We start from the raw sequence: 25290 nt of genomic DNA on the forward strand, positions 1-25290 counted from the left end.
AACGTGCCCTCACTCCGTCCCGCACCGGTCACAAGCTGTCGCCTCGGGCGATCGCGTTGTACTTCTCGAAGATCGCGTACACCTTGAGCCTCTTCTCAGCCTCGCTCTCAGCGTTCGCGTTGTCACCCTGGTAGTACTTGAGGTACTTCAACACGTCGTCGGGCGAGGAAAGCAGGCTCGGGCGCGCAACGCCGTACTTGGCAGCATGATAGCGATGCACATATCCGACCTGTCGGATATTGAACTCGGGATCCTCGTTAAGCTTCTGCCAGATCGCCCACACGTCGCTGTCGCTGTTGGGATTCTGTGTCGCGCCGCCGAGGACGCCGTCCATGATGGCCTGGTTGCGCGCATTGATGGCGGTAGCGGCGAAGATCTGGCCAGGGCCAGTGCTGGAGTCCCGCTTGATGTAGCTGTCGGCGACGGGCGGCACCGTCTGCACACCCGAGTGGTAGACACGCACACCGAGATCGCCCGTGTAGTCCTTGAACGTGTCATAGTGGCGAGTCTCCCAGAGCACGGGAACCTGGATCAAAGACTTACGCATCTTCAATGCACGGGCCATACCGGTGATCAGTGCGTCATTGTGCAGCACCAGGTCGAGGCTTTCCTTGGTCGACCACTTGGTGTTCGACGACGTCTCCCCGATGCCAAGACCCACCATCGTCTGACGGATCTCGGTCAGAAGCGCCTCGTGCACCTCCACGGGAAGCTCGGCATCGAGAGGCACCCCGGCGGGGGCCGGGTCGAAGCTGCTCTGCCCGATGTCCCGCCCGGAAGCGATGTTGTGATCGACTTCGATTGCTCCGTCACCGGAACCAAGGGTCCGCGTGACGATCTGGTCGTACGCCCAGTTGGCGGGCATGGAGTAGCCGAGATTCCCGGAGTAACCGGACGACATGTCGGACACGAACGATGCGGAAGTGTGTCCGGCGGCGGAGACGCGAGAGCACACATTTCGGGTCCCATACACGCCCACCAGGTACGCGCCGTCGAGATAAGTCATCTCACGAGCGATGGACTGGAAGTAGGGGATAACGAATTCGGTGACCTCCGCATCCTGGGTGTCGTAGTCGACGGCGAAGAAGATCCGTGTGCCGTGCCTGAAGCCGTGCTTCGACGCCTGGGCGACTGCCAGCCGGGCGTCGGCTGTTCCCTGGGACGGACTGAAGTACTTGGCAGAGTCGGCGAAGGTCTGGAAGATCGGGAAGCAGCGCAGCCCGTTGTCGGCGATCGTCTTCAGTTCTCCCGGCTGGATCTCCTTGTGCTTCAGGTCCCCGCTGGGGGTGGGGTCCGGGTTGTACAGGTAGCGGCCGATGTACTTGATGCCCTCGGCCTTCAGCGTCTTCGCCCGCGCCGGAGTGATCATCGTGACTCCGTCGCAGGCTTCGCCCCTGCGGGACTGGTCGCCGTGCGAGACCACCAGCGAGGCCCACGTCTGGTAGTCGCCGATTCCAGTGACGGGGAGCTTCACGAACGACTGAAACGCTTGGACGCCGGCCTTCACGTCGCCCGTGAAGTTGCCGAACGGAACGTTGCGCCCGTTGAGAATCATTGCCGCGGTGAACAGGGTTGCCCACGTGCCGGTGGTGCCGACGGCAACGGTGTGGTTCTTCAAGCCGGCCTGCGTGCCGGGGCCGAAGTTGCCGTTGGCTGTGCCATCCGCCATTCCCAACTCGTACTGGATGGCGAAGAGAAGGGACTTGGCGACATCGCGAGAGTGGTGGCCGTCGCACGGGATGATGAAGAAGTCCTGGCGGTTTACGTATCGCCAGTTGAGCCACTGCTGGATCGATCGGATGGCTTCAGATCCGTTGTTGACGGTGACGTAGGCGTCCATGTTGAGCAAGCCTTTGAACACCTTCGGCACCAGGTCGGAGCCTGGGTACGTCTTGTCGACACCCATGTTTGCCTTGAGTTGGGCAATCGACGAGGCGACACGGTCGCTGTACTTGCCGTCGATGCCACCACCATCGTAGCCCTTGCAGTACAGACCTGACTGGATGATGCGCACTAAGTCGGCGGATGGCGCTGTGGACGCGTTGATTTTGGGGTGCTTCGACTGGAGCGTGGTTACGGTGGTGGGGCCGAAGTTGTTCGACAAGGCGCTGACCCCGAGTTCCCACTGGAGGGCTCGGGTGAGGGCGTACATTACCGGCCATCCGGTTCTGCCGTTCTCCTCGACGGTCATGCCGATTCTGCTGCCATAGACCTTGTTGACGAACTTCTGTGCCTGGAGAACCATCTCGTCGGCCATGGGGCGGTTTCTCCTTCAAGTGGACGCGGTTCAAAGAGGGACAGGGAAGGTGAAAAGGGGGCGAGCCAGAGGGCGCACCAGGGCGCGAGCGCGCCGACGCGAGCCTGCCGACGCAGTGCGATCGGCAGATGGTGCTGCGGCGGTCGGCCGCTCAGGGTTGGACAGCACCGCACGCGGCGATCCACGCTTCGGTGGCGCGGGCGCCGCATGCTCCGGGCGTCAGCCGTGGATGAGCGGGGAGCCCTGCAGTTCCTGAGTGATGAGGCCCTTCCCGTCTCCCTCGATGTCGTAGACGATCGTGGAGTCCGACGACCACCACAACTCACCGTCGTAGATGGTGGGCGGAGCAACGCAGGTGTTCGCGGGATCGTCCGCCGACCAGGAGTAGTGGTCGTTGACCATCTCGGTCAGGTCGCATGTCTTTTTGGTGACGACGTGATCCTCGGTGGTCTTGGTGAGGCGCTCCTCGATCCGCGTCGTGATCTTGAAGCTGGTGAACCGCTTGGAGCCGTCGATCACCTGGTCGCCGACGATCTGCCAGTAGACCGCGGACTTTCCGGTCATCGTCCCGCTCAACGCACCTACGTTCTCCACGTAGTAGGTCGTCTGCGGCTTCTGGCCGGGTAAGACGACGTCGAACTGGGACTTGCCCGTCGCGGCGGCCGCCGGACTGGCCAGCAACAGGCCCAGCGCAGCAGCGGACGAGACGAGACCGGTCGCCGTGAGGATCTTGCGCATATATATTCCTTCTTAGTTAGTCGGGTGTGTGGAAGCGGTGGCCCGGATTGGATGTATGGCAGAGCTGCCTGCGGGGCAGGCAAAGCCGTTGGGGGGCACGGGCCTGAGACCCGCCGCCGGGAGCAGGCGCACCAGTGGCGGATGGCGATAGTGTTGCTGCGGACTTGAAGCTGACGGCAGCGACAGGCTCTTTCAGCCACATTTCACAACGAATCTGCAGGGAATGCCGGACATCACATTGCTTGGTCACTCCCCTGACGGAACCGCCTCTGAAACCGGCCGTTCTATGGCTCCCGGCGAGCCGACCAGGCCCAGTTCCTGCGCTTTCGCGCCCAAGGCCACGCGGCCCTTGACCCTGAGCTGGCCCATAAGGTTCCCCACGCGGCGCTGCACAGTCCGGTGGCCGAGTCCCAATTGCCGTGCGACCCCCGCGTCGCTCAGTCCTACATACAGCAGCTCAGGATCTTGTGGTCCGTTTTCTCGAGCTGCGGCGCTGTCACAGCCAATCCTCCCTCTTAAGCGGTAGCCGGTCGGGGCCACCTCGTGAAGATTCTATGAAACGACCGACGAGAAACAACAGCCCCACAAGCCACATCAAATCAGACGCATGGAGCATAATCCTTGGCGTCTTTACGCCATCGTCGAATATCGATTTTTCGCCACCGTCGGAATATCGATATCCAGGACCTCCCGGCCCTCTAAAGCCGAAACTCGGCAAGACGTGCCGCGGCGCAGAACCCGCTACTCCCGGCTCTTCCGGTAAGCCGGCGAACTCATATTCCGGCCATATTCCGGTTCCGGTTCACCCTGCCCGAAGCACCGTCGTACGCTTTCCCAGAGCTCACCACCCGTCTGCCAGGAGCCGTACCTTTGCCCTTCCCGGCGTCCATAGCGTCACCCTCGGCGGCTCCCCCGCCGAGGGCACCGAACCACCCGCCGGCGACTGGGACTTGGCGATCTAGTGCCGGGGTGCCTTCGACCCCGGTGATCTGCGTGCGGACGGCTGCGAGGGGGAGGTCGGCGCCGTGCCGCCGGTGTCCGTGAAGCCACCGTGTCGCTCAGGGGTGCGGGAACTCGACCCCGGTCAGGCGTCGTTGGGACGGGTCCGCTGGGCCGACGGGGCCGCAAACGCGTCGTCGACCTGAACACGGCCCTTCGGCCCGCGCTCCTCGCCCTGACCGGGGACGTCGTCCGTCGTGCTCGGCCAGGGCGGATTTCAGCTTGGTGCCTGAGCGCCACCGCCTGCCCGGAGGCGCTCAAGGACCTCGCGGTGGAGGGCGGTGAGTCCTGCGGGCGATAGGGGAGCGGGGCTGCTGCCGGTGAGGTGATACCACTCCTCGGCGCCGGTGTACTGGACGGTGAGGGCTGCGCGGCCGCCGGGTTGGAGGGTGGTAGCGACGGTGAGGTCGCCGGTGACGATGCCGACATCGTCGGTCATGGCTCCGCCGGGTCCAGCCTCAACAGTGTCTAGCAGCCGCTCCGGTGCGTCCGGCGCCGAGGGCGTGTTCATGGGGTGCAGGTGTCCAACATCTTGGTGAGCATGGCTTTCTCGTCCTGGGTGACGGTCAGTTTGTAGGTGGCTTTGACGATGGTCCAAGAGCGGCCGTAGGTGCACCAGTAGGACAGATTCGGTGGCTGCCACTGGTCCGGCCCCTGGTCGCCCTTCGAGCGGATCGTGGCGGCGGATACGGCCAGCAGCTGCGGATGGGTGAGGTCGTTGGCGAAGGCTTCGCGCTCGACCTGTGTCCAGGTGTCGGCGCCAGAACGCCAGGCGTTGGCCAGGGGCACAGTGTGGTCGATGTCGAGGTCGGCAGCGGCGGTGAAGGTCTTGTTCTCGTAGACGCTCACCCATTTCCCGGACACGGCCCGGCACTCGTCATCGCGCTGCACATCGGTGCCGTCGCGCTGAAGAACCATTTCGCGGGTGTCACAGCTGTCGCCCTGGGAGGACCAGTTGGCGAACTTCGCGCGGCTGTAACCCGCCATCGACCCCTGAGCCGCCACTCTCAGACCATCCAGCGCGGTGCGGGCCTCTTCGGCGGTTGGCAGCCCCGGTAGCTTCGACGCTACCTCCGCCTGCCCACCTTCTGCTGCTCCTGCTGCGCTGCCTTCAGTGGGAGCGGCGGCGCCCGCAGGGGTGACGCCGCTGGCGTCGGGAGTCGGCTCGGTCACCGCCGAACACCCTGTCAGCATGACGGCCAGGACGGCCCCTGCCAGGCCCCACGTCCGTCGCCGCTGCTCATGCTTCACGTTCCGCACTCTGGCCTCTTCCGGCTCGACAATCGGACTCTGCACGCTATCCGCCCAGGGTGTCCAGGCAGCCATGTTCACGCCACACACGTTGATGGACAATCAGGTGGTGACGTACCGATCTGGGCATCGGGTGCAGCAGAGTGCTTGTGGGCGGAGGGGCTACCGCCTATCGCGCCAATACCCTTTTTGTGCCGACCCGCGCGGCGACGGGACCTCTGTCCGGGCCGAGCTCCGAAGCGGCGGGATTTCGTATGTGCGCTTGTCGGCCTCTGGCTTGTACGCCGTGGCCTGGATCACCGTTCGTTGGCGAATCCCTGAACTGTGCGGTCCCTGCACGCGATGCCGAGCTCACGTCCCTGCGTTGCCGGTAAGCACCTGGCCGAAGACGTCGTAGACGCTGACGCGGGTTTGTTGCGGTTTTATGTAGGCGTTGAACGTCTTCACGATGGTCTCTGCCGTGGACGTGGGGTCCTTGACCGGGGTCGGGCCGCCGTTGATGTCGGTGGAGATGAAGGCTGTTCCGGATTTGTCGTCCCAGTCACCGATGATCCTCTGGACTCGTGCGGCCGCCTTCTGCTGACTCCCGGTACCGTGCTTGTCCACCCACGACCGAAACTCCCGCGCCTGCTTGGAGGACTTGGCCCGATTACTGTCCTGGGGGAGTTTCGTGGCCACGCCGGTGGGACCAGGCCCGACGGAGTCGTCTTGAAGACTGCATCCGGTGAGCAGCGCGGCCGTAGCTGCGATGCCCAGCAGCGGGGTGATCACTGCGCGCATGGTCTCTCCAGCGTGGGGGGTGAAAGGAGCCCTTCCGGTGCCGAAGCCCGGAAGGGCGCAGGACTCAGTGTGTCAGAACAGGATGGCGTCGGCCTTGTCGTTCCAGCTGCCGCCGTAGGTGTAGTCGTAGTTACTGAAGTTGGACCAGAGGGTGTAGCCGGAGGCGAGGATCAGGCGGGGGTCGGGCAGACCGGAGCGGAAGTCGTACAGGGTGACACCACGCTGAGAGCGCATGACGGCCGCGCTGGACGCTTTGTCCCTGAAGGAGGGCGAGTATATGTCCAGGTGGCGGGTCTTGGACGTGTCGTAGGTGGGCCACTGCAGGCGGCGCCCCCTGTAGTTGGAGTCCTGCCAGAGGCAGACCCACCCATTGCGGCAGTCGTCAGAGGCGAGCGGGGAGGCGCTGCCTGTGGCCTGTCTCGCCTGCCCGGTGAGGGCAGCGGCGGCTCCCTGTCGGGCCTCCTTGGTGGGGGCGACGCTGGCCAGACGGCTGTTGGCCTCGGTGTCGTCATCGAAGCACTCCATGGTGCCGTCCTCGTCGACCTCGGCGCAGATCTGGGCGCCCTCCCAGTCGCCGGCCGGGTCGATCTTCTCGCCGTTGTAGTACATGTCCACCTTGAGATCGGGATCGGCTGCGGCATGCACCTCGGCCTCCTCCGCGGGCGTCAGGACGTCAGTGATGACGTCCTGTGCTGGCTCCACGTTCGGCGAGGCGGCTACCGCCGGCGCTGTGGTAGCGACCAATGCCACAGCGGTGGCAACAACGAGATGACGAATACGCACGAATGGTCTCCTTCGGAAATAAAATGAGAGCTGGAAAGCAGTGCTGGGCCGACCGGGCGGCAAGTGGGCACGCACGGTCTGACTTGATGGCTCACACCTGACTGCAGGGACAAGGAACGTCAGGCCACCCAAGTGATGATTGCGGTGACTGTGTCGAATCAACGGGCAATGCTCAATGCACGGCTTTCGAGGGCAGGAAAGCGCTGAAGGCGACGATGGCAGTACCCACCGGGCGGTGTGCCACGTACTGGCGCAAGATGCTCCTCGACTTCGGCAAGAGAGCCGAACCTCCATGCCATAGCCGTACTGGCTGCCCCCGCAAAACGATCCCCCGGATGATGAGCGACTTCTGTGCCTCAAACGCAGGTCACTGTAGTTGCAGAAATGGCGGGCAGGAGCACCCTGAATCGACTGTGACCGGAATAGATGCTCTCCCGTTCCGACGAAACGGAATCCATGTCGACCTGCCATGCGGCAGGTTTGTGCGTGCATATGGTGGCTAAGCGGAGTGATCCGGCGTGACCCGTGCCTTGATCAGGTTGACCAACATTCGTACCAGCGGCCCATTGCCTGGCTATTGGTCACTGGGGCTCGGCGCCTATGGCCTGAGACGAGAGAGGCGGTGCCGACCTTGTGGATCGAAATGAGCCAGTCACCTTGGCTGTGGCCAGCATTCGGACACATCCTGCGCGGCAGTAAAAGTCCAGGCCCAGTGGCAGCTCAGGACCGGCGAGTGCGCACTCCTGCAATTCCTGCTCGGCCGCGGCCAGCTCGGCCTGGACGCGATCCATGCGTGTAGGGAAGACGCTCCGTGAGTCCGCCGTCTTCGGCTGCCGGTTACGCTGCCCTTCCCGCCCGCACTCGGCCACGACACGGCCCACAGCTCCGGTGGAAACGTCCGCGTCAGCACCCCGACCTCGATCCGGTCCGACAACCGCTCGTTCGTCTCCGACTTGGCCTGCCCCGGCCGTGGCATCCCGGCACTCCTGCCACAGGCGCCCTACCAGCCATGTTCCTTAAGTCGGTGGTACTGAAGGCCAGTTGAGCTCAGCCAGTCGCATCGACGCCACAAATCGAACATCGTTGACATTCGGCCAGGGCGGCGCGAATCTCACTGATGTAACTACACGTGTAACTACACGCAGCTGTTTGACAGTTGCCTGAAAGGCCGATCCCCCCCATGACTCCTCCCCCCACGTCTCGGCTGCGCAGGGCCGTCGCCGGTGGTGCCGCCCTCGTCGGCGGCGCCGCCCTCGCCCTGGGGAGCACCGCCCCGGCGACCGCTTCCCCCTCCCCCGACAACTCGCCGCGCCCGACGGCGGCGATAGGCACCGACCACCGCACGATCCAGGCCGACGGCGTCACCTACACCCCCCGGCTCGCCGCCACCCGCATCCTCCCGGCCGACGGCGACGCCACCGCGGTCGTGGCGGGCACCGGGTACAACCGGGCGCAGGGCATCTACGTCGGTTTCTGCGTGATACCGCCGACGGTCGCACCCGGCGATCCGGCGACCTACACCGAAATGCCCGGGCCGTGCCCCGGCGGCAGCCGGCCCACGGACGGCTCCTCCCGGCGGATCACCGACGCGGACACCGGCACCCCGGGCGTCACCCTGCCCTATGAGCCCGGGGGCTCCTTCCGCACCACTTTGCAGCACCTGAAGCCGGAGATCGTCCCCGGCAAGGTCTGCGGCGAGAACGTCAAGTGCGCCATCGTCACCCTCTCCGACCTGACCGCCCCCACCGACCGCCGCTACGACCTGTACATCCCCGTAGAGTTCCGCTGAGTTCGTCCGGGACAGGGCGGCCGGGCCACGTCCGGCCGCCCTGCGCCTGCGGGGCGTTCTCGTCCTCCGCCGGTTCGGGGTACGGCTAGGCCGACCCCGGATCGGGACGGTTCCGGGGGCGGACGGTCATCCGCAGGCTGCGCGGCCGTACGGTGAGCCGGGCGACCTGGCGGATGACCTGGCCCTCGGCGAGTTCCAGCCGTACCGAACGCAGCATCGTCGCGAGCGCCGTGACCATCTCGGTGAGGGCGAGGCGGTCCCCCATGCACTTGTGCTTGCCGTCCCCGAAGGGCAGGAACGCGCCCGGCGGAGGCTCCTGCGCGGGGTCGGTCCACCGGTCCGGGTCATAGGTGTGCGGGTCGGGGAAGCGCTCGGGGTCGCGGTGCAGGGCGTGCTGGCAGTAGGCCAGTTCGGTGCCGGCGGGCAGCGTCCACTCGCCGAGCCGGGTCTCCTCGGTGGTGCGGCGGGTGACCAGCCAGCCGGGGTGGTGCAGCCGCAGGGTCTCGGTGATCACCCGGTTCAGGTACGGCAGCCGGGTCACGTCGTCGAGGGCGACCGGCCGTTCGCCGAGGACTTCGTCCAGCTCGGCCAGGACCCGGGCCTCGATGCCGGGGTGGCGGGCGAGTTCGTACAGGGTCCAGGACAGCACCGACGCGGTGGTCTCGGTGCCCGCCACGGCCAGGGTGAGGATCTCGGAGCAGATCTGATGCCCGGTCAGTGGCTCGCCGGTCTCCTCGTCGACGGCGCGCAGCAGCATGGAGAGCATGTCCCCGGTGTCGTGCCCGGAGGCCTGCAGTTCGTCGACGGCGGTGTTGATGGTGGCGCGCACGCCGGCCCGGGCCCGGTCGAAGCGGCGGTTGAAGGGCAGCGGCAGGCGCTCGGCCCAGTCGGGCAGCATGATGCGCACACCGACGTCGTTCAGCACCACCGACAGGTCGCTGCGCAGCCGGCGGAAGACGGCGTCGTCGAGGCTGCCGGCGAACACCGTCTTGGCCAGCATGTCGAGGCTGAGCCCGACCATCGCCTCGCGTACGTCGAGGGTCCGCCCGGGCTCCCAGCCGGCGACCGTGGCGGCCACCTCGGCACGCATGATGTCGACGTACCGGTTGATCTCGGTGTGGGCGAACGCTGGTTGCACCTGGCGGCGTTTGCGTACGTGGGTCCGGCCGGTGGCGGTGACGACGCTGTCGCCCAGCAGTTGGCCCAGCTTGTCGTAGAGCCGGCCCTTGTCGAGGGTGGGCGCCAGGGCCTTGAGCATCTGGTGAATCAGGGCCGGGTCCTGGACCACGACGGTGCGCGTCCCGGGTTGCAGGACGATCTCGACGAGTGGTTCCCGTGTCTCGCGCAGCGAGTCGATGAAGCCTAGGTTGTCGCGCATTTTCAGAGCGTGGCCGATGAATGGAAACGATCCTTCGGCTCGGGGTATTGGGGGAGGCGCAGTGGACGTCACGGGTCATCCCTTCACGGCAATCATGGGCATCCCCTATGGCTTCCCTGAACTTTCCCCAGCGCAATCCTGTCATGAACATGCCTGCACCACGCGGGACGAGCTCGTTGCGGGGGGAGCCCCCCACCTAGGACGCCGGCCCCCCTCCCGCCTCCGGCAGAGAGTGCGGCAGCGGCCCCGCCCGATCCAGCAACCCCGTCCTCGCCGCCAACGCCGCCGCTTCCAGCCTCGAACCCACGCCCAGTTTCATCAGTACGCGCTGGACATGGGTCCGGGCCGTCGACGGTGCGATGCCCATGCCCGCCGCGATCAGGCGGGTGTCCTCGCCGTCGGCGACCCTGACCAGGACCTCGACCTCCCTCGGCGTGAGCATCTGGAGCAGGCGCTGGCCCTCGTCGTCCGGCTGGGCCGCCGGGTTGAGGAGTTCGCTGAAGGCCCCTTGGAGGAGCTGCGGGGCGACCGCCGCCTCCCCCGCCCTCGCCTTCATGATCGCCCGCTCGACCCCCTCGATGCGCTCGTCATGCCGTACGTAGCCGGACGCGCCCGCGGCGAAGGCCGCCGCGATGCCGCGCGGGCTCGGTACCGGGCCCAGCACCAGGACCGCGACCTGCGGCCGCTCCCGCTTGATCCGGACCACCGGGTCGAACATGCCCGGCTCGGCCGGTGTCGCCGTCCCCAACAGGCACACCTCCGGCGCCCGGGTGATCACCAGTTCCGCCGCGCCCGCGGCGGGCGCCGCCGCGGCGAGCACCCGGTGCCCCCGCAGCTTCAGTGCCGAGGCCAGCGCCTCGGCGAGCAATCGGTGGTCGTCGACCACCATGAGCCGCACTCCCATCGAGCAAACCCCCCCAGTCCCCCAGTCCCCCCAATGGATCTCCGTGGATGCCCCTATGGCTGCCCACTTCGGATGCCCACTGGTCCGCACGGACGACGGACAGAAGCCCCCTCCCGGCTCCCCCCGCCCTTCATGCCCCCGGAAGCTACACGCTTGTTCGACGTTGCGCTTCCCCTACACGTGAGAAGTGCCCCGGATCGACGGAATTTCTGGCTTTCCGCTGATTCGAGGGTGATGAGCGGTACGCGCACGGCCCCGCCCCTGAACAGGGACGGGGCCGTGCGCGACAAGGCTCTCGCGACCGCTCAGCTCGTGCCGAACCCGATCAGCAGGTACTCCTTGTCGTTGGAACTCGTCAACTCGCTGGCGAAGACCTCGGACATGAACAGACGCCCTTGCGAGTACAGCATTTCGGAGTACTCCGGGCTCATGCTGGTCTCCGCGTCCCGCACCGACTCCGTGGCCGGGTTCTCCAGCAGCTTCGTCTCCTTGAAGGAACCGCCGTCGATGCTGACGATCTGACCGCCCTTGTCGTACGGCGGCCGCTTGTAGGCGATCAGGTTGGGGCCGTCCATGCGCATCGGGGTGATCGTGTAGTCGGCGCCCGCGTCGGCGCGCTGGCCGGTCTGCTTGCCGGTGGCCAGGTCGAAGGCGACGATCTCGTTGGTCTGGCTCAGCCCGTCGGAGTTGGCGTCGTGCTCCTCGGTCGCCAGGTAGAGCCGGTCGTTGCCGACCACCACCGCGAAGCACTCCTCGACCTTGGAGATGCCGTCGCAGCTGGCGCCGTACTGGTCGCTGGGCGCCGCGATCCGGGTGCGCAGCTTGCCGGTCTTGTTGTCGATGGAGAAGAAGTCCGAGATGCCGCTGCCGTCCTCCGCGGCGTCGCCGACGTCGGCGGCCACGACCAGCGGGTCGGTCGAGATGACGCTGGCGTACTCGATGCCGGTCGCCATCTTGTACTCGGTGATCACCTTCCCGGACTTCGGGTCGATGGTCTGGATGTGCAGCTCGCGCTGGTCGTACGCACCGCACTTGCGCACCGCGACCAGCTTGGGGCCGCCGCCGTACCCGGAGTCGTAGCAGGTGTCGGACGGCTTCGGGGCCCACAGCTGCTTGCCGGAGGGGATGTCGAAGGCGGCGCCGCCGTTGGTGCTGCCCACGGCGACCGTGCTCGCGCTGACGGTGATGTTGCTGAAGCTGATCGGCTGGTCACCGGACTTGGCGGTCTTCGTCCACAGCTTCTTGCCCGCGTCGAGGTCGATCGCCGCGATCTGGCTGCAGCCGTGCGAAGGCTCGGCCTTGGTCGGCATCTCGGGCTCGTAGATGATCGCCGTCTTGTTGTCGGCGGTGGTGTGGTTGCTGCCCTGGCACACCGGGCCGGGGAGCTTGATCGTCCACAGCTTGGTGCCCTTGTCGGGGTCGTAGCCGACGATCTCGGCGATGCCGCTCTTGGCGTACACCTTGTCGGTGAGCCAGGAGCCGGACGTGGAGATGGTGCTGTCGTCCTTCACCGCGGGCGCCGGGACCTGGAAGAGGACCTTGGAGGCGGGGTTGGCGGGCACCTTCTCGACCGCCTTGGTAGAGGTGCCCGAGGTGCCGCCGTCGGCGCCGTCGCCGTTCTTGCCGTCGTCCGTGCCGCCGGCGCCGCCGCTGGAGTTGGCGGTGTCGTCCTTCTTGCCGTCGTCACCGGAGGATGAGGCGTACCAGACACCGCCGCCGATGATCAGTGCGATCGCCACGACGGCCGCGACGATGATGAGCAGCTGCGCGTTGACCTTCCGCCCGCCGCCCGACGGCTGTCCCGGCTGCCCGGCCTGCGGCTGCATGGGCATGGTCGGCTGCTGGAAGCCGTAACCGGGCTGCTGGCCATAGGGGTTGGGCTGCTGCCCGTACGGGTTCGGAGTCGGGGTCGGGGCCGGGTTGGGTGCCTGACCGGGATAGCCGTAACCGGCGGGCGGCTGCGGCGGCTGGGGGGCGGCCTGCGGATAGCCGTAACCGGGAGGGGTCTGGGGCGGCTGTGACTGCTGGGGCTGCTGGGGCTGCTGGGGGTAGCCGTAACCCGGCTGCGGTTGCTGCCCCGGCGGAGGCGGTGGCGTCTGCGGGGCCTGGGGAGCACCGAAGCCACCCGGCTGCTGCGGCGGCTGGTCCTGTGGTGCGCCGAAACCCCCCTGCTGCGGAGGCTGGTTGGGCGACGGCGGCTGATTGGGTGGCTGGTTGGGCGGCGGGGGCGGTGGTTGGGTCATGGCGTGAGCACCTCGGAGGCGGGGACGACGGAGCGGACGAAGGGACAGAAGAGAAGGGTCACTTGCCGTAGGCGAGCATCAACTTCTCCTTCGCGTCGTCCTTGCCGTTCAGCCGGGCGGTCGAGATGTAGAAGCGGCCGTCGGCCCAGTCGATGGCCTTCGAGAAGAAGCCGCTCTCGATCTCCGCGGTGCCCTTCGGCATCTGCAACAGCTTCGTCGGCGTGTGGCTGCCGCCGGCCGTCGGGATCGACACGATCTGACCGCCCGCGTCGTACGACGGCTCCACATACGCGACGAGCTTGCCGCCCTCGATCCTCATCGGCAGCATCGACTCGTCCGCCAGGGACTTCACCCGCCATTTCTCCTTGCCGTCGGCGAGGTTGATCGCGACGATCTCGTTCGCCCCGGTCGTCGCCTCGGTGGGCAGGTAGAGGGTGCCCGCATCGGCGGCCACGCCCTCGCAGCCCTGGAGGTCGCGCGAGAGGAGGGCCCAGCCGCACTCGGGGGCGAAGTCCTCGTCGAAGCCGACCTGCGAGCGGAACTTGCCGGTGGCGGTGAACGTGGAGATGTTCCAGGCGTCCTTGTCGTCATTGGTGAGGTAGACGACCAGCGGGTCGACGGAGTAGGTCCGCGCGGCCCTCCAGCCCTTGTCGAACCTCTGGGTCCACTTGGCCTTGCCGGTCGTGGGATCCAGCTCCTGTATCTCGTCGTGCTCGTTGGTCCCGCCGGCGCCGCAGGACGAGACGACGACCAGCCGGGCGCCGCCCGCGAACGCGCTCGGGAAGCAGGACTCGCCGTACCTCTTCTTGTCGAACAGCTTCTTGCCGGTACGCACGTCGTACGCCGTGCCGGACTGCGAGCGGCCCACCATCAGCGTGTTGCCGGTGACGGACAGCCCGAGCTGGCTGGTGCTGTCGAACAGGTCGCCGTCCGCGACCTCGCCGGTCCAGCCCTTCTCGCCGGTGTTGAGGTCGATCTCCTGGAGCTGGTTGCAGTCGGCGCGGTCGGTGCTGCCGTTCTCGTACGCCACGACGATCTTGTCGTCGGCCGTCTTTTGCGGGGTGACCGCGCAGATCTTCTGCTCGAAGGTGATCGGGTCCCATGTGGGGTTGCCGTCGCCGACGTTGTAGGCGAAGAGCTGCTTGTACGCCGCCTTCACCGCGGTCTTGTCGGTGATCCACATGCCGGGGGCGTCGGCGCCGTCACCGGGCGCGTCGGGCGCGTCCTTGTACCAGAGCACCTTGGCCTCGCCCGCCTGGCGGCCCTCGTTGAGGTTCTGCGGGTCGGAGCCGCCGTCGCCGCTGCCGTCGCCGGGGTTGACCGGGTCCTCGGAGCCGGTGGCCTTGGGGCCGTCGCTCGGCCCGGCGACGGGCTTCTTCTCGCCCTTGCCGTCGTCACCGCCGCTCGTGACGGCGAATACGGTTCCGCCGATGACGAGCAGCGCGGCCACGGCTGCGCCGATGACCAGGGCGGGCTTGCCCTTGAAGGGGTTGCGCGAGCCGGAGGCGGGCGGCGGGGTGCCGGGCGGGCCGGGGAACTGGGGCTGCTGCGGGTAGCCGTAGCCGGGCTGCCCTCCGTACGGTCCCGGGTGCTGCGGCTGGCCGTACGGGCCGGGTGCGCCGGGCGTGCCGGGCGTGCCGGGCGTGCCGGGTGGTGCGCCGTAGGGGCCCGGCTGGGCGTACGGGCCGGGCTGGGCGTACGGGCCGGAGGGCTGCGGCTGCTGTGGTGGCTGCTCGGGATAGCCGTAACCAGGCTGCGGAGCCTGCGGAGTTGGTGGCGTCTGGGGCTGCCCCTGGGGCGGCGGTGGCGCCCCGAAGCCTCCCTGCTGCTGTGGTGGCTGGTCCTGCGGCGCTCCGAAGCCACCTTGCGGCGGCTGATTGGGCGGCTGAGTCATCAGCGGCTTCCCCCGTTCAATCACTGATTTTTAGCCACGCCCTGAGGTACGTGATGGACCCAGAGTCGTACTCATGAAGTTCTCAGGCGGCCCTTTCTATCACCCGGCACCGACAACGCAGTGGGCCGGTTCAGCCCCTGTTCCCAAGGGAGGACCGGCCCGTGATGCCCCCGTTATGCGCCTTCACGCACCCTTCACGCGTCTTCGGCGAGTTCCAGCCACCGCAGCTCCAGTTCGTCCCGCTCGCCGACCAAGTCCCGCAGCGCGGTGTCGAGTTCGGCCACCTTCGCGAAGTCCGTTGCGTTCTCGGCGATTTGGGCGTGCAGCTTGGTCTCCTTCTCGGAGATCTTGTCCAGCTGCCGTTCGATCTTCTGGAGTTCCTTCTTGGCGGCGCGCTGGTCGGCGGCGCTCTTCTCGTTCTTCTCGCTCTTGTCCGATACGGCCTTCAGGGCGGCCGGTGCCGAGGCGGCCGCCGCCTCCTCGATGCGCCGGCGCCGCTCCAGGTACTCGTCGATGCCGCGCGGCAGCATCCGCAGGGTGGCGTCGCCGAGGAGGGCGAAGACCCGGTCCGTGGTCCGCTCGACGAAGAACCGGTCGTGGGAGATGACGATCATCGAGCCGGGCCAGCCGTCGAGGACGTCCTCCAGCTGGGTCAGCGTCTCGATGTCGAGGTCGTTGGTGGGCTCGTCGAGGAAGAGGACGTTGGGCTCGTCCATGAGGAGGCGGAGGAGCTGGAGCCTGCGCCGCTCACCGCCGGACAGGTCCCCCACCGGCGTCCACTGCTTCTCCTTGTTGAAGCCGAAGGTCTCGCACAGCTGTCCGGCGGTCATCTCGCGCCCCTTGCCGAGGTCGACGCGCTCCCGCACCTGCTGAACGGCCTCCAGGACCCGCAGGCCGGGGTTGAGCTCACCGACCTCCTGGGAGAGGTAGGCGAGCTTGACTGTCTTGCCCACGTCGATCCGCCCGCCGGCCGGCTGTGCCTCGCCCTGTGTCCGGGCCGCCTCGGCCATGGCCCGCAGCAGGGAGGTCTTCCCGGCGCCGTTGACGCCGACGAGGGCGATGCGGTCCCCGGGGCCGAGGTGCCATGTCACGTGCTTGAGCAGCACCTTGGGGCCCGCCTGGACGGTGACGTCCTCGAGGTCGAAGACGCTCTTGCCGAGCCGTGACGACGCGAACTTCATCAACTCGCTGCTGTCCCGGGGCGGCGGGACGTCCTTGATGAGCTCGTTGGCGGCCTCGACGCGGAAGCGGGGCTTGGAGGTGCGTGCGGGGGCGCCGCGCCGCAGCCAGGCCAGCTCCTTGCGGACCAGGTTCTGCCGCTTGGTCTCCTCGGTGGCGGCGATGCGTTCGCGCTCGGCGCGGGCGAAGACGTAGTCGGAGTAGCCGCCCTCGTACTCGTAGACGGCTCCGCGCTGGACGTCCCACATGCGGGTGCAGACCTGGTCGAGGAACCAGCGGTCGTGGGTGACGCACACGAGCGCGGAGCGGCGCTCGCGCAGGTGCTTGGCCAGCCAGGCGATGCCTTCGACGTCGAGGTGGTTGGTGGGCTCGTCGAGGACGATCAGGTCCTGCTCGTCGATGAGCAGCTTGGCGAGTGCGATGCGGCGGCGCTCACCGCCGGAGAGGGGGCCGATGACGGTGTCGAGGCCCTGGGGGAATCCAGGCATGTCGAGGCCGCCGAAGAGGCCGGTCAGTACGTCCCTGATCTTGGCGTTGCCCGCCCATTCGTGGTCGGCCATGTCCCGGATGACCTCGTGCCGGACGGTGGCGGCCGGGTCGAGGGAGTCGTGCTGGGTGAGGACGCCGAGGCGGAGGCCGCCGGAGTGGGTGACCCTGCCGGTGTCGGACTCCTCCAGCTTGGCGAGCATGCGGATCAGGGTGGTCTTGCCGTCGCCGTTGCGGCCCACGACGCCGATGCGGTCCCCTTCGGAGACGCCGAGGGACACGCCGTCGAGGAGGGCACGAGTGCCGTACACCTTGCTGACGTTCTCGACATTGACCAGGTTGACGGCCATTTTTCTCCTGACAGGGGGGACGATCGACCTTCCAGGGTAGTCGGCTGGGCGGGTGGGTATCGGGGGGCCGGGTTTCTCGCCCCCGCCGCCCCTACCCGTCCCATCCCCAGGGGCGCTGCCCCTTCGACCCCGCCAGGGGCTCTGCCCCTTCGACCCCGCCAGGGGCTCTGCCCCTTCGACCCCGGCGGGGACTGCGTCCCCCGCACCCCTCGCGGGGCTCCGCCCCTGCACCCCACTGGGGGCTACGCCCCCAGACCCCCTCGGCCCGAACGGCCTCGTCCTCAAACGCCGGACGGGCTGGGAGGTGGCTGAGCAGCCCTCGTCAGTGCACGCCGGACGGGCTGGATGTGGTGCACCTCTCGGCCTACCGAGACGGGTGGTGGGTGGGCATAGGCCGGGGGTCTGGGGGCGGAGCCCCCAGCGACCGTCAGGCCCCGGGCAGCACCGTCGCCCCCTGCGCCGGCCCCGCCGCCGTACGTACCGTCCTGCACGTGCCGGATGCCCGCAGTGTCTCCGCCACCCTCGCCGCCGACTCGGCATCACGCGCGAGAAACGCCGTGGTCGGACCCGAGCCCGAGACCAGCGCGGCGAGCGCACCGGCGGCGCGGCCCGCCGCGAGGGTGTCGGCGAGTTCCGGGAAGAGGGAGAGCGCGGCCGGCTGGAGGTCGTTGGAGACGGCACCGGCGAGTGCGTCCGGGTCGCCCTTGGCGAGGGCGTCCAGGAGTTCCTGGGAGGCGACGGGGGCGGGGATGTCCAGCCCCTCCCCCAGGCGGTCGAACTCGCGGAAGACGGCGGGGGTCGACAGCCCGCGGCCCGCCATCGCGAACACCCAGTGGAAGGTGCCGCCCACCTCCAGGGGCCTGAGCTTCTCCCCGCGCCCGGTGCCGAGCGCCGCCCCGCCCACCAGGCTGAACGGCACGTCACTGCCCAACTCGGCGCAGATGTCGAGGAGTTCCTCGCGGGAGGCGTCGGTGCCCCACAGCGCGTCGCACGCCACCAGCGCGCCCGCGCCGTCCGCGCTGCCGCCCGCCATACCCCCCGCCACCGGGATGTCCTTGGCGATGTGGATGTGCACGGAAGGCTCAAGACCGCGGCGCTCCGCGAGAACCAGCGCCGCCCGTGCCGCCAGATTCGTACGGTCCAGAGGGACCTGGTCCGCGTCCGGCCCCGCGCAGGTGACGCGCAGCTCGTCGGACGGGGTCACCGTCACCTCGTCGTAGAGGCCGACCGCGAGGAAGACGTTGGCCAGGTCGTGGTAGCCGTCGGGGCGGGCGGCGCCCACCGCGAGCTGGACGTTGACCTTGGCGGGGACGCGTACGGTGACGCTCACTTGCCGGGCTCCTTGTGTTCAGCGATCCGCGCGAACTCCTCCACCGTCAGTGCCTCCCCGCGCGCCTGCGGCGAGACCCCCGCGGCGACCAGCGCCGCCTCCGCGGCCGCCGCCGACCCCGCCCACCCGGCGAGCGCGGCCCGCAGGGTCTTGCGGCGCTGGGCGAACGCCGCGTCGACGACGGCGAAGACCTCGCGCCGGGAGGCGGTGGTCTTCAGCGGCTCGGCCCGCCGCACCAGCGAGACCAGCCCGCTGTCGACGTTCGGCGCGGGCCAGAAGACGGTGCGCCCGATGGATCCGGCCCGCTTGACCTCGGCGTACCAGTTGGCCTTGACCGACGGGACGCCGTACACCTTCGAACCGGGCGCGGCGGCGAGGCGGTCGGCGACCTCCGCCTGGACCATGACGAGGGTGCGCTCGATGCTCGGGAAGGTCTCGAGCATGTGCAGCAGGACCGGTACGGCCACGTTGTACGGCAGGTTCGCGACCAGCGTGGTCGGGGCGGGGCCCGGCAGCTCGGTCACGCGCATCGCGTCGGAGTGGACGAGGTGGAAGCGGTCGGCGCGGTCGGGCATGCGGGCCGCGACGGTCGCGGGGAGCGCGGCGGCGAGGACGTCGTCGATCTCGACGGCGACGACCCGGTCGGCGGCCTCCAGCAGCGCGAGGGTGAGCGAGCCGAGCCCGGGTCCCACCTCGACCACCACGTCGTCGGGGCCGACCTGTGCGGTGCGGACGATACGGCGGACGGTGTTCGCGTCGATCACGAAGTTCTGGCCGCGTTGTTTGGTGGGGCGGACGCCGAGGGCCGTCGCGAGTTCACGGACGTCGGCGGGCCCGAGGAGGGCGTCGGGGGGAGGGCTGCTCACCCGACAAGGGTACGGGGCCGTACGAGGGCGGACGGGGCCGTGCGAGGGCGGTACGGGGGCTGTACTGGCGGCTATCCGCGATGTACCGGCGGCTATCCGTGCAGCCGCGTCCCGCAGTGCGGCCAGGGGGTCGCCCCTCTGCGCACGTACAGCTTCTTCGCCCGGAGCGTCTGCTCGGCCGCCGACGCGTCCTGCGGCCGCCCCTTCCCGCCCAGGCTCTGCCAGGTCTGGGTGTCGAACTGGTACAGCCCGCCGTACGTCCCCGAGGAGTCGACGGCGTTCGGCCGGCCCCCGGACTCGCAGGCCGCCAGCCCCTGCCAGTCGAGGTGGTCGGCGCCCTGTACGGACGTCGGCAGCGGCTTGGTCCCGACCTTCACCACCTGCGTGCGCGGCTGCCGCACCACCTCGGACTTGATCCGCCGCGGCTTCTGCCTGACCCCGTTGACGGTCCGCAGGGAGTACGTGACCCGGCGCAGCCCCGGCTGCCCGGGCCGCTCGACGATCTCCGTGCCGCGGAACAGGGAGGGGTCGTCCGTCCGCTCCACGTCGAACGGGATCGTCTCCTCGCGGACCTCCTTGGTCCCGATGATCCGCAGCACGGTGACGGTCTGCCCGTCGCGCGGGAAGCTCTCCGGCTTGACGGACGTGGTGTCCTGGCCTCGGAGGGTGATCCCGGCCTCCTCGACGGCCTCCCGCACGGTCGCCGCGTTCGTGCGGATCTTGCGGGCCCGGCCGTCCGCCATGATCGTCACCGAGCGTTCGGTGCGCACGTTCAGCGCGAGGCCTCCGCGCCCGATGCGCCGGGAGCGCGAAGCGGACAGATACGCGCCCTCCGCACGCACCCCCAGCTGTTCGAGCGCCTCGTCCACCGTGCGCGCCGTCGTCCACACCTCGCGCCGGTGGCCGTCGAGCGTGAGCCGTACGGGGCGGCCGTAACGCACCGCGACCTCGTCGCCGCTGGCGAGCGCGTCGTCGGGGGCGGGCGCGACCACGTCGTGCGCCCCGACCTCCACGCCCTCCTCCGTGAGCAGCTCGGTGACGTCGTCCGCGAAGGTGTGCAGCGTGCGCGGCTTGCCGTCGACGCTCAGCTCGATCGCCTTGTCCTTGGCGACGAAGGCGGTGGTGCCGCCGGCGAGGAAGGCGACGACCAGCGCCTGCGGGAGCAGTCGGCGCATGCCGTCGGAACGCTCGGCGTACCGCGCCCGGCGCCGGCGCGCTCCGCGCCGTCCCGCTCCGGCGCGCACGACGGGCGCGTCCGGCGTGCCCTGCCGCGGCAGCTCGGGCTCGGGCGACCCCGGTGCCTCGTAGGCGGGCCGGTACGTGTCCTCGTACGGCGACGACGACGCCGCGTGCATGCCGTAGGCCAGCGTCTGTGCGCTGTGCACGTCGGGGGGCAGGTCGAGTGGCGGACCGAGTGGCGGGCCGAGGGGCGGGTCGTACGCCGACGGCTCGCGGGCCGGATCCGCGCCGTACGGATCGCTCGGGCCGTACGTCTCGAACGTCTGGTACTGCGAGTTGCTCACGCCGACACGCTCCAGGGGCCGGAGGGGTCCAGAGGGGTCCGGATCGGGCCCCCAGAACCTAGCGGAGCAATCGTCACTCTCCAAAGCGACGCGGCTACCCAGCGTAGGTCACTAACGGGTCAGTAGCCGAACGCGCGTGCCGTGTTCGCCGCGAGTGCCGACGCCAGCGCGTCCTCGTCGATGCCCCGTACGGCGGCCATGGCACGCACGGTGACCGGAACGAGATAGGGGGCGTTGGGCCGTCCGCGGTACGGCACCGGGGTGAGGAAGGGGGCGTCCGTCTCCACGAGGACCAGCTCCAGCGGCGCCACGGCGAGGGCGTCGCGCAGGTTCTGGGCGTTCTTGAAGGTGACGTTGCCGGCGAAGGACATGAAGTATCCGGCGCGGGCGCAGATCTCGGCCATGTCCGCGTCGCCGGAGTAGCAGTGGAACACCGTCCGCTCGGGGGCGCCCTCCTCCTTGAGGACGCGCAGGACGTCCGCGTGGGCGTCGCGGTCGTGGATGACCAGGGCCTTGCCGTGCCGCTTGGCGATCTCGATGTGGGCGCGGAAGGACCTCTCCTGGGCCGCCTTGCCCTCCGGGCCGGTGCGGAAGTGGTCGAGGCCCGTCTCGCCGACGCCCTTGACCTGCTCCAGCGCGGCCAGCCGGTCGATCTCGGCGAGCGCCTCGTCGAGCCCGGCGTCCCCGCCCGGCTCGCGCGCGCCCTGCCGGGACCAGCCATCAGGGTCACCGTGGACGATGCGCGGGGCCTCGTTGGGGTGCAGGGCGACGGTCGCGTGGACGGCCTCGTACGCCGCGGCGGTCTCGGCGGCCCACTGTGAGCCGCGCACATCGCACCCCACCTGCACGACCGTGGTCACGCCCACCGACGCGGCCTTCGCCAGCCCTTCCTCCACCGTGCCGGACTGCATGTCCAGGTGGGTGTGGGAGTCGGCGACCGGTACCCGGAGGGGTTCCGGGAGCGGCGGCGCGGCGTTCTTGTCGGACGAGGGGGCGTTCGCAGGCATGCCCCGATCCTACGAAAGGGGCATGCCGTCACCGGTCCCGGAGGGCGTCGGCTCACCTTGCGCTCACCGGAGGGCGTCAGCTCGCCTTGCGCTGAAAGGCGTGCAGGAGATCGGACAGGTGCCAGTGATCGTGCTCCCTCTGGCCCTCCGCCCCGGTCGTCGGCGCCTCCACCGGCCCGGCGGGCGGCGTGCGGTGCTGCCGGTACGCGGCGTCCCGGGCCGACGCGACCCGGCCCGGCCGCATGATCCGGACGACGTGGTTGTCGCAGTTCTGGCACGTGGGCCTGCTGAGCGGGGACGGCACGACCTGGCCGTCCACCACGTACTGCACGAACTCCCGGCCATCGGCGTCCACGTGATGCTCTATCTCGTACGACTGCTCCCACCCGTGCCCGCAGCGCATGCAGGCGAAGGAATACGACTCGTGGACGACGGCGATCTCACTCATGCCAGCTCCTGGTGTCCGCTGGACGACAAGGACGGGTACGCCCTCTGCAACTCAGTGGACTCCTCAGCGGGCGCCAAGGCAGCAGACCTGCCGAGTGTTGGCGGTGATTTGGGCCTTCCTTTCCAAACCGACCTGTTGACCTTGTCCCGGCTTTGCCTTCCAAGGTGACTCTTTGCGCAGCCATGGGGCGCACGCTCAGAGGAGATACGCCCTGCTCAGGCGCGGTGTGCGCCCCCTTGTGCGCCCTTCTCGGCCCCGGCGTTCTTCGACGCCACCACCGCGTCGAACACCTCCCGCTTCGGCACCCCCGCCGCCACGGCCACCGCGGCGATCGCCTCCTTGCGCCGCTCCCCCGCCTCCTCGCGCACCCGCACCCGCCGCACGAGCTCCTCGGCGTCGAGCTCCTCGGGCCCCTGCTCCGGCGCGCCCTCCACGACGACCGTGATCTCCCCGCGGACGCCTTCCGCCGCCCACGCGGCCAGCTCGCCCAGCCCGCCGCGCCTGACCTCCTCGTACGTCTTGGTCAGCTCCCGGCAGACGGCGGCCCGCCGGTCGGCGCCGAACACCTCGGCCATGGCGGCGAGGGTGTCGTCGAGCCGGTGCGGGGCCTCGAAGTAGACGAGCGTGCGGCGCTCGTCCGCGACCTCCCGCAGCCGCGACAGCCGCTCGCCCGCCTTCCTCGGCAGGAACCCCTCGAAGCAGAACCGGTCGACCGGCAGCCCGGACAGCGCGAGCGCGGTGAGCACGGCGGACGGTCCCGGTACGGCGGTGACCCGGACGTCCTTCTCGACGGCCGCCGCGACCAGCCGGTACCCGGGGTCGGAGACGGACGGCATCCCGGCGTCGGTGACGAGCAGCACCCGCGCGCCCTTCACGAGCTCCTCCACCAGCTCGGGCGTGCGGGCGGACTCGTTGCCCTCGAAGTACGACACCACTCGTCCCTTGGGCGTCACGCCCAGCGCCTGCGTGAGCCGCCGCAGCCGCCGGGTGTCCTCCGCGGCGACGACATCGGCGCCGGCCAGCTCCTCGGCGAGCCGGGGTGGCGCGTCGGCGATGGCGCCGATGGGAGTGCCTGCGAGGACGAGGGTTCCGGGCGTAACTGTCACGTCCCCATCCTCCCAGGGCCCGGGGATGCGGACGCCTCCCCTCCACAGCCGCCGGATCCGGACGCATCCGCGCCTCTACCGCCCATGCGCGCGACTCACACAGAACGGTTCCCTACGATGGCGCGGTGACCAGTACCGCGTCCTCCACGGACACCCGGCAGGAGCAGGCCCATCAGGACCAGCGGCCGTCGTGGCAACAGCGGCTGCGCCGTTTCGGATACACGGGGCCCAGAGGCGACGGCAGTGCCGTCCGCGAACGGCTCGTGCCGCCGTACGTCCAGCCCAGCCCCCGGCTGTGGCAGGTCCTCGGTGTGTCCGGGACGCTCGCCGAGCGGATCACCCGCTGGTCCGGCTGGGGCGGTCCGCTCCTGGTGACCCTGTTCGCGGGCGTGCTGCGGTTCTGGAACCTGGGCAGCCCGAAGGCGGTGATATTCGACGAGACGTACTACGCCAAGGACGCGTGGGCGCTGGTCCACCGCGGGTTCGAGGTCAACTGGGACAAGAACGTCAACGACGTCATCCTGTCCAACAACGGGAACGTCCCGATCCCGACGGACGCGGCGTACGTCGTGCACCCGCCCGTCGGCAAGTACGTCATCGGGCTCGGGGAGCTGATCTTCGGGTTCAACCCGTTCGGCTGGCGGTTCATGACCGCTCTCCTCGGCACCCTGGCGATCCTGATGCTGTGCCGGATCGGCCGCCGCATCTTCCGCTCCACCTTCCTCGGCTGCCTGGCCGGCACGCTGATGGCGGTGGACGGCCTGGCTTTCGTGATGGCCCGCACCTCGCTGCTCGACGGCGTGCTGATGTTCTTCGTCCTCGCGACGTTCGGCTGCCTGGTGCTCGACCGCGACCGGGCGCGCGAGAAACTCGCCGCCGCCCTGCCGGTGGACCCCGACGGCCGGGTCCGCCCCGACGCGCACATCGCCGAGACCCTCAGCCTCGGCCGGCGCCCCTGGCGCTGGCTGGCGGGCCTGATGATGGGTCTGGCGATCGGCACCAAGTGGAACGGCCTCTACTTCCTCGTCTTCTTCTGCGTGCTGGCCGTGCTGTGGGACGTCGGCTCCCGCAAGGTGGCGGGCGCGGGCCGCCCGCACGTGGCGGTGCTCAAGCACGACCTGGGGCTGGCCTTCCTGGCCACCGTGCCGGTCGCGATCGCCACGTACATCGCCTCCTGGACGGGCTGGATCCTCTCCCCCGCGGACGGCACCGGCGGCTACTACCGCAACTGGGCGACTGCCGACGGCAGGGGCAGCAGCTGGTCGTGGCTCTTCCCGGACTGGTGGCGCAGCCTGTGGCACTACGAGCACGAGGTCTACGAGTTCAACATCAACCTCTCCTCGCCGCACACCTACCAGTCCAACCCGTGGAGCTGGCTCGTCACGGGCCGCCCGGTCTCGTACTTCTACGAGTCCCCCGCCCCCGGCAAGCAGGGCTGCCCCGTCGACGCGGGCGAGAAGTGCGCCCGCGAGGTACTGGCGCTCGGCACGCCGCTGCTGTGGTGGGTGGCCTGCCTGGCGATCCTGTACGTCCTGTGGCGCTGGTTCTTCCGCCGCGACTGGCGGGCGGGCGCGATCGCCTGCGGCATCGCGGCCGGGTACCTGCCCTGGTTCCTCTACCAGGACCGCACGATCTTCTTCTTCTACACGATCGTCTTCGTCCCGTTCCTGTGCCTGGCGGTCGCCATGCTCCTCGGCACGATCATCGGCCGCCCCGGCTCCAGCGACACGCGCCGCGTGGTGGGCGCGACGAGCGCGGGCGTCCTGGTCCTGCTGATCGCGTGGAACTTCATCTACTTCTGGCCGCTGTACACCGGCACGGCGATCCCTATCGACGAGTGGCGGTCGCGGATGTGGCTGGATACGTGGGTGTAGCTGGGCTGATGCGTCATGAGGGCGCGACAGCACGCCGTGCCCTCATGGTGGTTGTCGGTCGTTGCTGGCCGTCGCTGGTTCCCCCTCGGACGGCCCGGAGACGGC

At 69.0% G+C, this 25290-nt stretch carries 20 protein-coding genes and 1 pseudogene; 3 read left to right on the top strand and 18 right to left on the bottom strand.

Annotated features, from left to right (window positions below; all coding sequences use genetic code 11):
- Positions 1-28 precede the first annotated feature (28 nt).
- From Q4V64_RS21125 to Q4V64_RS55115, 3 genes are all read right to left on the bottom strand, one after another.
- Positions 29-2257 carry a glycoside hydrolase domain-containing protein gene (locus tag Q4V64_RS21125; protein ID WP_124441572.1) on the bottom strand — a complete coding sequence of 743 codons (2229 nt, stop codon included), beginning with the start codon at positions 2255-2257 and terminating at the stop codon, positions 29-31.
- A 219-nt stretch (positions 2258-2476) separates the two neighbouring features.
- Entirely contained in the window at positions 2477-2995 is a 519-nt protein-coding gene (locus Q4V64_RS21130; RefSeq protein ID WP_124441571.1) for a hypothetical protein, read from the bottom strand.
- Between the two features lie 246 nt (positions 2996-3241).
- Entirely contained in the window at positions 3242-3535 is a 294-nt protein-coding gene (locus Q4V64_RS55115; protein WP_253267098.1) for a LuxR C-terminal-related transcriptional regulator, read from the bottom strand.
- Between the two features lie 332 nt (positions 3536-3867).
- On the opposite strand from Q4V64_RS55115, the pseudogene Q4V64_RS55120 reads away from it, so the two are divergent.
- A pseudogene (locus tag Q4V64_RS55120) lies at positions 3868-3954 on the top strand (nucleotidyltransferase domain-containing protein); the annotation flags it as partial.
- Positions 3955-4211: 257 nt separating this feature from the next.
- Here the strand turns inward: Q4V64_RS55120 and Q4V64_RS21135 are convergent.
- From Q4V64_RS21135 to Q4V64_RS21150, 4 genes are all read right to left on the bottom strand, one after another.
- Complete coding sequence (locus tag Q4V64_RS21135) at positions 4212-4433, bottom strand: hypothetical protein (protein WP_303710983.1); 222 nt, start codon at positions 4431-4433, stop codon at positions 4212-4214.
- Positions 4434-4501: 68 nt separating this feature from the next.
- Complete coding sequence (locus tag Q4V64_RS21140) at positions 4502-5245, bottom strand: HNH endonuclease family protein (RefSeq protein ID WP_253267097.1); 744 nt, start codon at positions 5243-5245, stop codon at positions 4502-4504.
- 351 nt (positions 5246-5596) lie between these two features.
- Entirely contained in the window at positions 5597-6016 is a 420-nt protein-coding gene (locus Q4V64_RS21145; RefSeq protein WP_124441569.1) for a hypothetical protein, read from the bottom strand.
- A gap of 81 nt (positions 6017-6097) precedes the next feature.
- Complete coding sequence (locus Q4V64_RS21150) at positions 6098-6808, bottom strand: peptidase inhibitor family I36 protein (protein WP_303710985.1); 711 nt, start codon at positions 6806-6808, stop codon at positions 6098-6100.
- 1180 nt (positions 6809-7988) lie between these two features.
- Between Q4V64_RS21150 and Q4V64_RS21155 the strand changes: the two genes are divergently transcribed.
- Positions 7989-8597, top strand: a complete 609-nt coding sequence (locus Q4V64_RS21155) for a hypothetical protein (RefSeq protein ID WP_124441567.1) — start codon at positions 7989-7991, stop codon at positions 8595-8597.
- Positions 8598-8682: 85 nt separating this feature from the next.
- On the opposite strand, the gene Q4V64_RS21160 is transcribed toward Q4V64_RS21155, so the two are convergent.
- The 11 genes from Q4V64_RS21160 to rsmI all read right to left on the bottom strand — a co-directional run bounded on the left by Q4V64_RS21160 (position 8683) and on the right by rsmI (position 23311).
- Positions 8683-10047 carry a cytochrome P450 gene (locus Q4V64_RS21160; protein ID WP_124441566.1) on the bottom strand — a complete coding sequence of 455 codons (1365 nt, stop codon included), beginning with the start codon at positions 10045-10047 and terminating at the stop codon, positions 8683-8685.
- A gap of 124 nt (positions 10048-10171) precedes the next feature.
- Positions 10172-10879 carry a response regulator transcription factor gene (locus Q4V64_RS21165; protein WP_124441565.1) on the bottom strand — a complete coding sequence of 236 codons (708 nt, stop codon included), beginning with the start codon at positions 10877-10879 and terminating at the stop codon, positions 10172-10174.
- 305 nt (positions 10880-11184) lie between these two features.
- On the bottom strand, positions 11185-13122 hold the full coding sequence (locus Q4V64_RS21170; protein ID WP_124441564.1) for a PQQ-binding-like beta-propeller repeat protein: 1938 nt from the start codon (positions 13120-13122) through the stop codon (positions 11185-11187).
- 58 nt (positions 13123-13180) lie between these two features.
- Positions 13181-15016 carry a PQQ-binding-like beta-propeller repeat protein gene (locus tag Q4V64_RS21175; RefSeq protein ID WP_124441563.1) on the bottom strand — a complete coding sequence of 612 codons (1836 nt, stop codon included), beginning with the start codon at positions 15014-15016 and terminating at the stop codon, positions 13181-13183.
- 194 nt (positions 15017-15210) lie between these two features.
- Complete coding sequence (locus Q4V64_RS21180) at positions 15211-17031, bottom strand: ABC-F family ATP-binding cassette domain-containing protein (RefSeq protein WP_124441562.1); 1821 nt, start codon at positions 17029-17031, stop codon at positions 15211-15213.
- Positions 17032-17458: 427 nt separating this feature from the next.
- Positions 17459-18361 (bottom strand): 4-(cytidine 5'-diphospho)-2-C-methyl-D-erythritol kinase, encoded by a 903-nt coding sequence (locus tag Q4V64_RS21185; protein WP_124441561.1) that lies wholly within the window; start codon positions 18359-18361, stop codon positions 17459-17461.
- Positions 18358-19227, bottom strand: a complete 870-nt coding sequence (rsmA, locus tag Q4V64_RS21190) for a 16S rRNA (adenine(1518)-N(6)/adenine(1519)-N(6))-dimethyltransferase RsmA (protein ID WP_124441560.1) — start codon at positions 19225-19227, stop codon at positions 18358-18360. Before rsmA ends, Q4V64_RS21185 begins: the two co-directional genes overlap by 4 nt.
- A 92-nt stretch (positions 19228-19319) precedes the next feature.
- Positions 19320-20750: a resuscitation-promoting factor gene (locus tag Q4V64_RS21195; protein ID WP_124441559.1), complete on the bottom strand. Its 1431-nt coding sequence runs from the start codon at positions 20748-20750 to the stop codon at positions 19320-19322.
- Positions 20751-20869: 119 nt separating this feature from the next.
- Complete coding sequence (locus tag Q4V64_RS21200; RefSeq protein WP_124441558.1) at positions 20870-21757, bottom strand: TatD family hydrolase; 888 nt, start codon at positions 21755-21757, stop codon at positions 20870-20872.
- Positions 21758-21833: 76 nt separating this feature from the next.
- Positions 21834-22205, bottom strand: coding sequence for a hypothetical protein (locus tag Q4V64_RS21205; protein ID WP_124441557.1), 372 nt, complete (start codon positions 22203-22205; stop codon positions 21834-21836).
- A gap of 215 nt (positions 22206-22420) precedes the next feature.
- A complete protein-coding gene (gene rsmI, locus Q4V64_RS21210; protein ID WP_124441556.1) occupies positions 22421-23311 on the bottom strand; it encodes a 16S rRNA (cytidine(1402)-2'-O)-methyltransferase in 891 nt (296 codons plus the stop codon).
- A 125-nt stretch (positions 23312-23436) separates the two neighbouring features.
- Here rsmI and Q4V64_RS21215 point away from each other — a divergent pair, with 125 nt between their 5' ends.
- A complete protein-coding gene (locus Q4V64_RS21215) occupies positions 23437-25185 on the top strand; it encodes a phospholipid carrier-dependent glycosyltransferase (RefSeq protein ID WP_124441555.1) in 1749 nt (582 codons plus the stop codon).
- Positions 25186-25290: the final 105 nt, after the last annotated feature.

This window comes from Streptomyces sp. NL15-2K (genome assembly GCF_030551255.1).
Classification (GTDB): Bacteria; Actinomycetota; Actinomycetes; order Streptomycetales; family Streptomycetaceae; genus Streptomyces.

Coding starts and splice junctions, on each gene's coding strand:
- Q4V64_RS21205 (WP_124441557.1), bottom strand. CDS start 22,205: ATGAGTGAGATCGCCGTCGTCCACGAGTCGTATTCCTTCGCCTGCATG.
- Q4V64_RS21200 (WP_124441558.1), bottom strand. CDS start 21,757: ATGCCTGCGAACGCCCCCTCGTCCGACAAGAACGCCGCGCCGCCGCTC.
- Q4V64_RS21170 (WP_124441564.1), bottom strand. CDS start 13,122: ATGACCCAACCACCGCCCCCGCCGCCCAACCAGCCACCCAATCAGCCG.
- Q4V64_RS21135 (WP_303710983.1), bottom strand. CDS start 4,433: ATGACCGACGATGTCGGCATCGTCACCGGCGACCTCACCGTCGCTACC.
- Q4V64_RS21180 (WP_124441562.1), bottom strand. CDS start 17,031: ATGGCCGTCAACCTGGTCAATGTCGAGAACGTCAGCAAGGTGTACGGC.
- Q4V64_RS21165 (WP_124441565.1), bottom strand. CDS start 10,879: ATGGGAGTGCGGCTCATGGTGGTCGACGACCACCGATTGCTCGCCGAG.
- Q4V64_RS21175 (WP_124441563.1), bottom strand. CDS start 15,016: ATGACTCAGCCGCCCAATCAGCCGCCGCAAGGTGGCTTCGGAGCGCCG.
- Q4V64_RS21125 (WP_124441572.1), bottom strand. CDS start 2,257: ATGGCCGACGAGATGGTTCTCCAGGCACAGAAGTTCGTCAACAAGGTC.
- Q4V64_RS21155 (WP_124441567.1), top strand. CDS start 7,989: ATGACTCCTCCCCCCACGTCTCGGCTGCGCAGGGCCGTCGCCGGTGGT.
- Q4V64_RS21130 (WP_124441571.1), bottom strand. CDS start 2,995: ATGCGCAAGATCCTCACGGCGACCGGTCTCGTCTCGTCCGCTGCTGCG.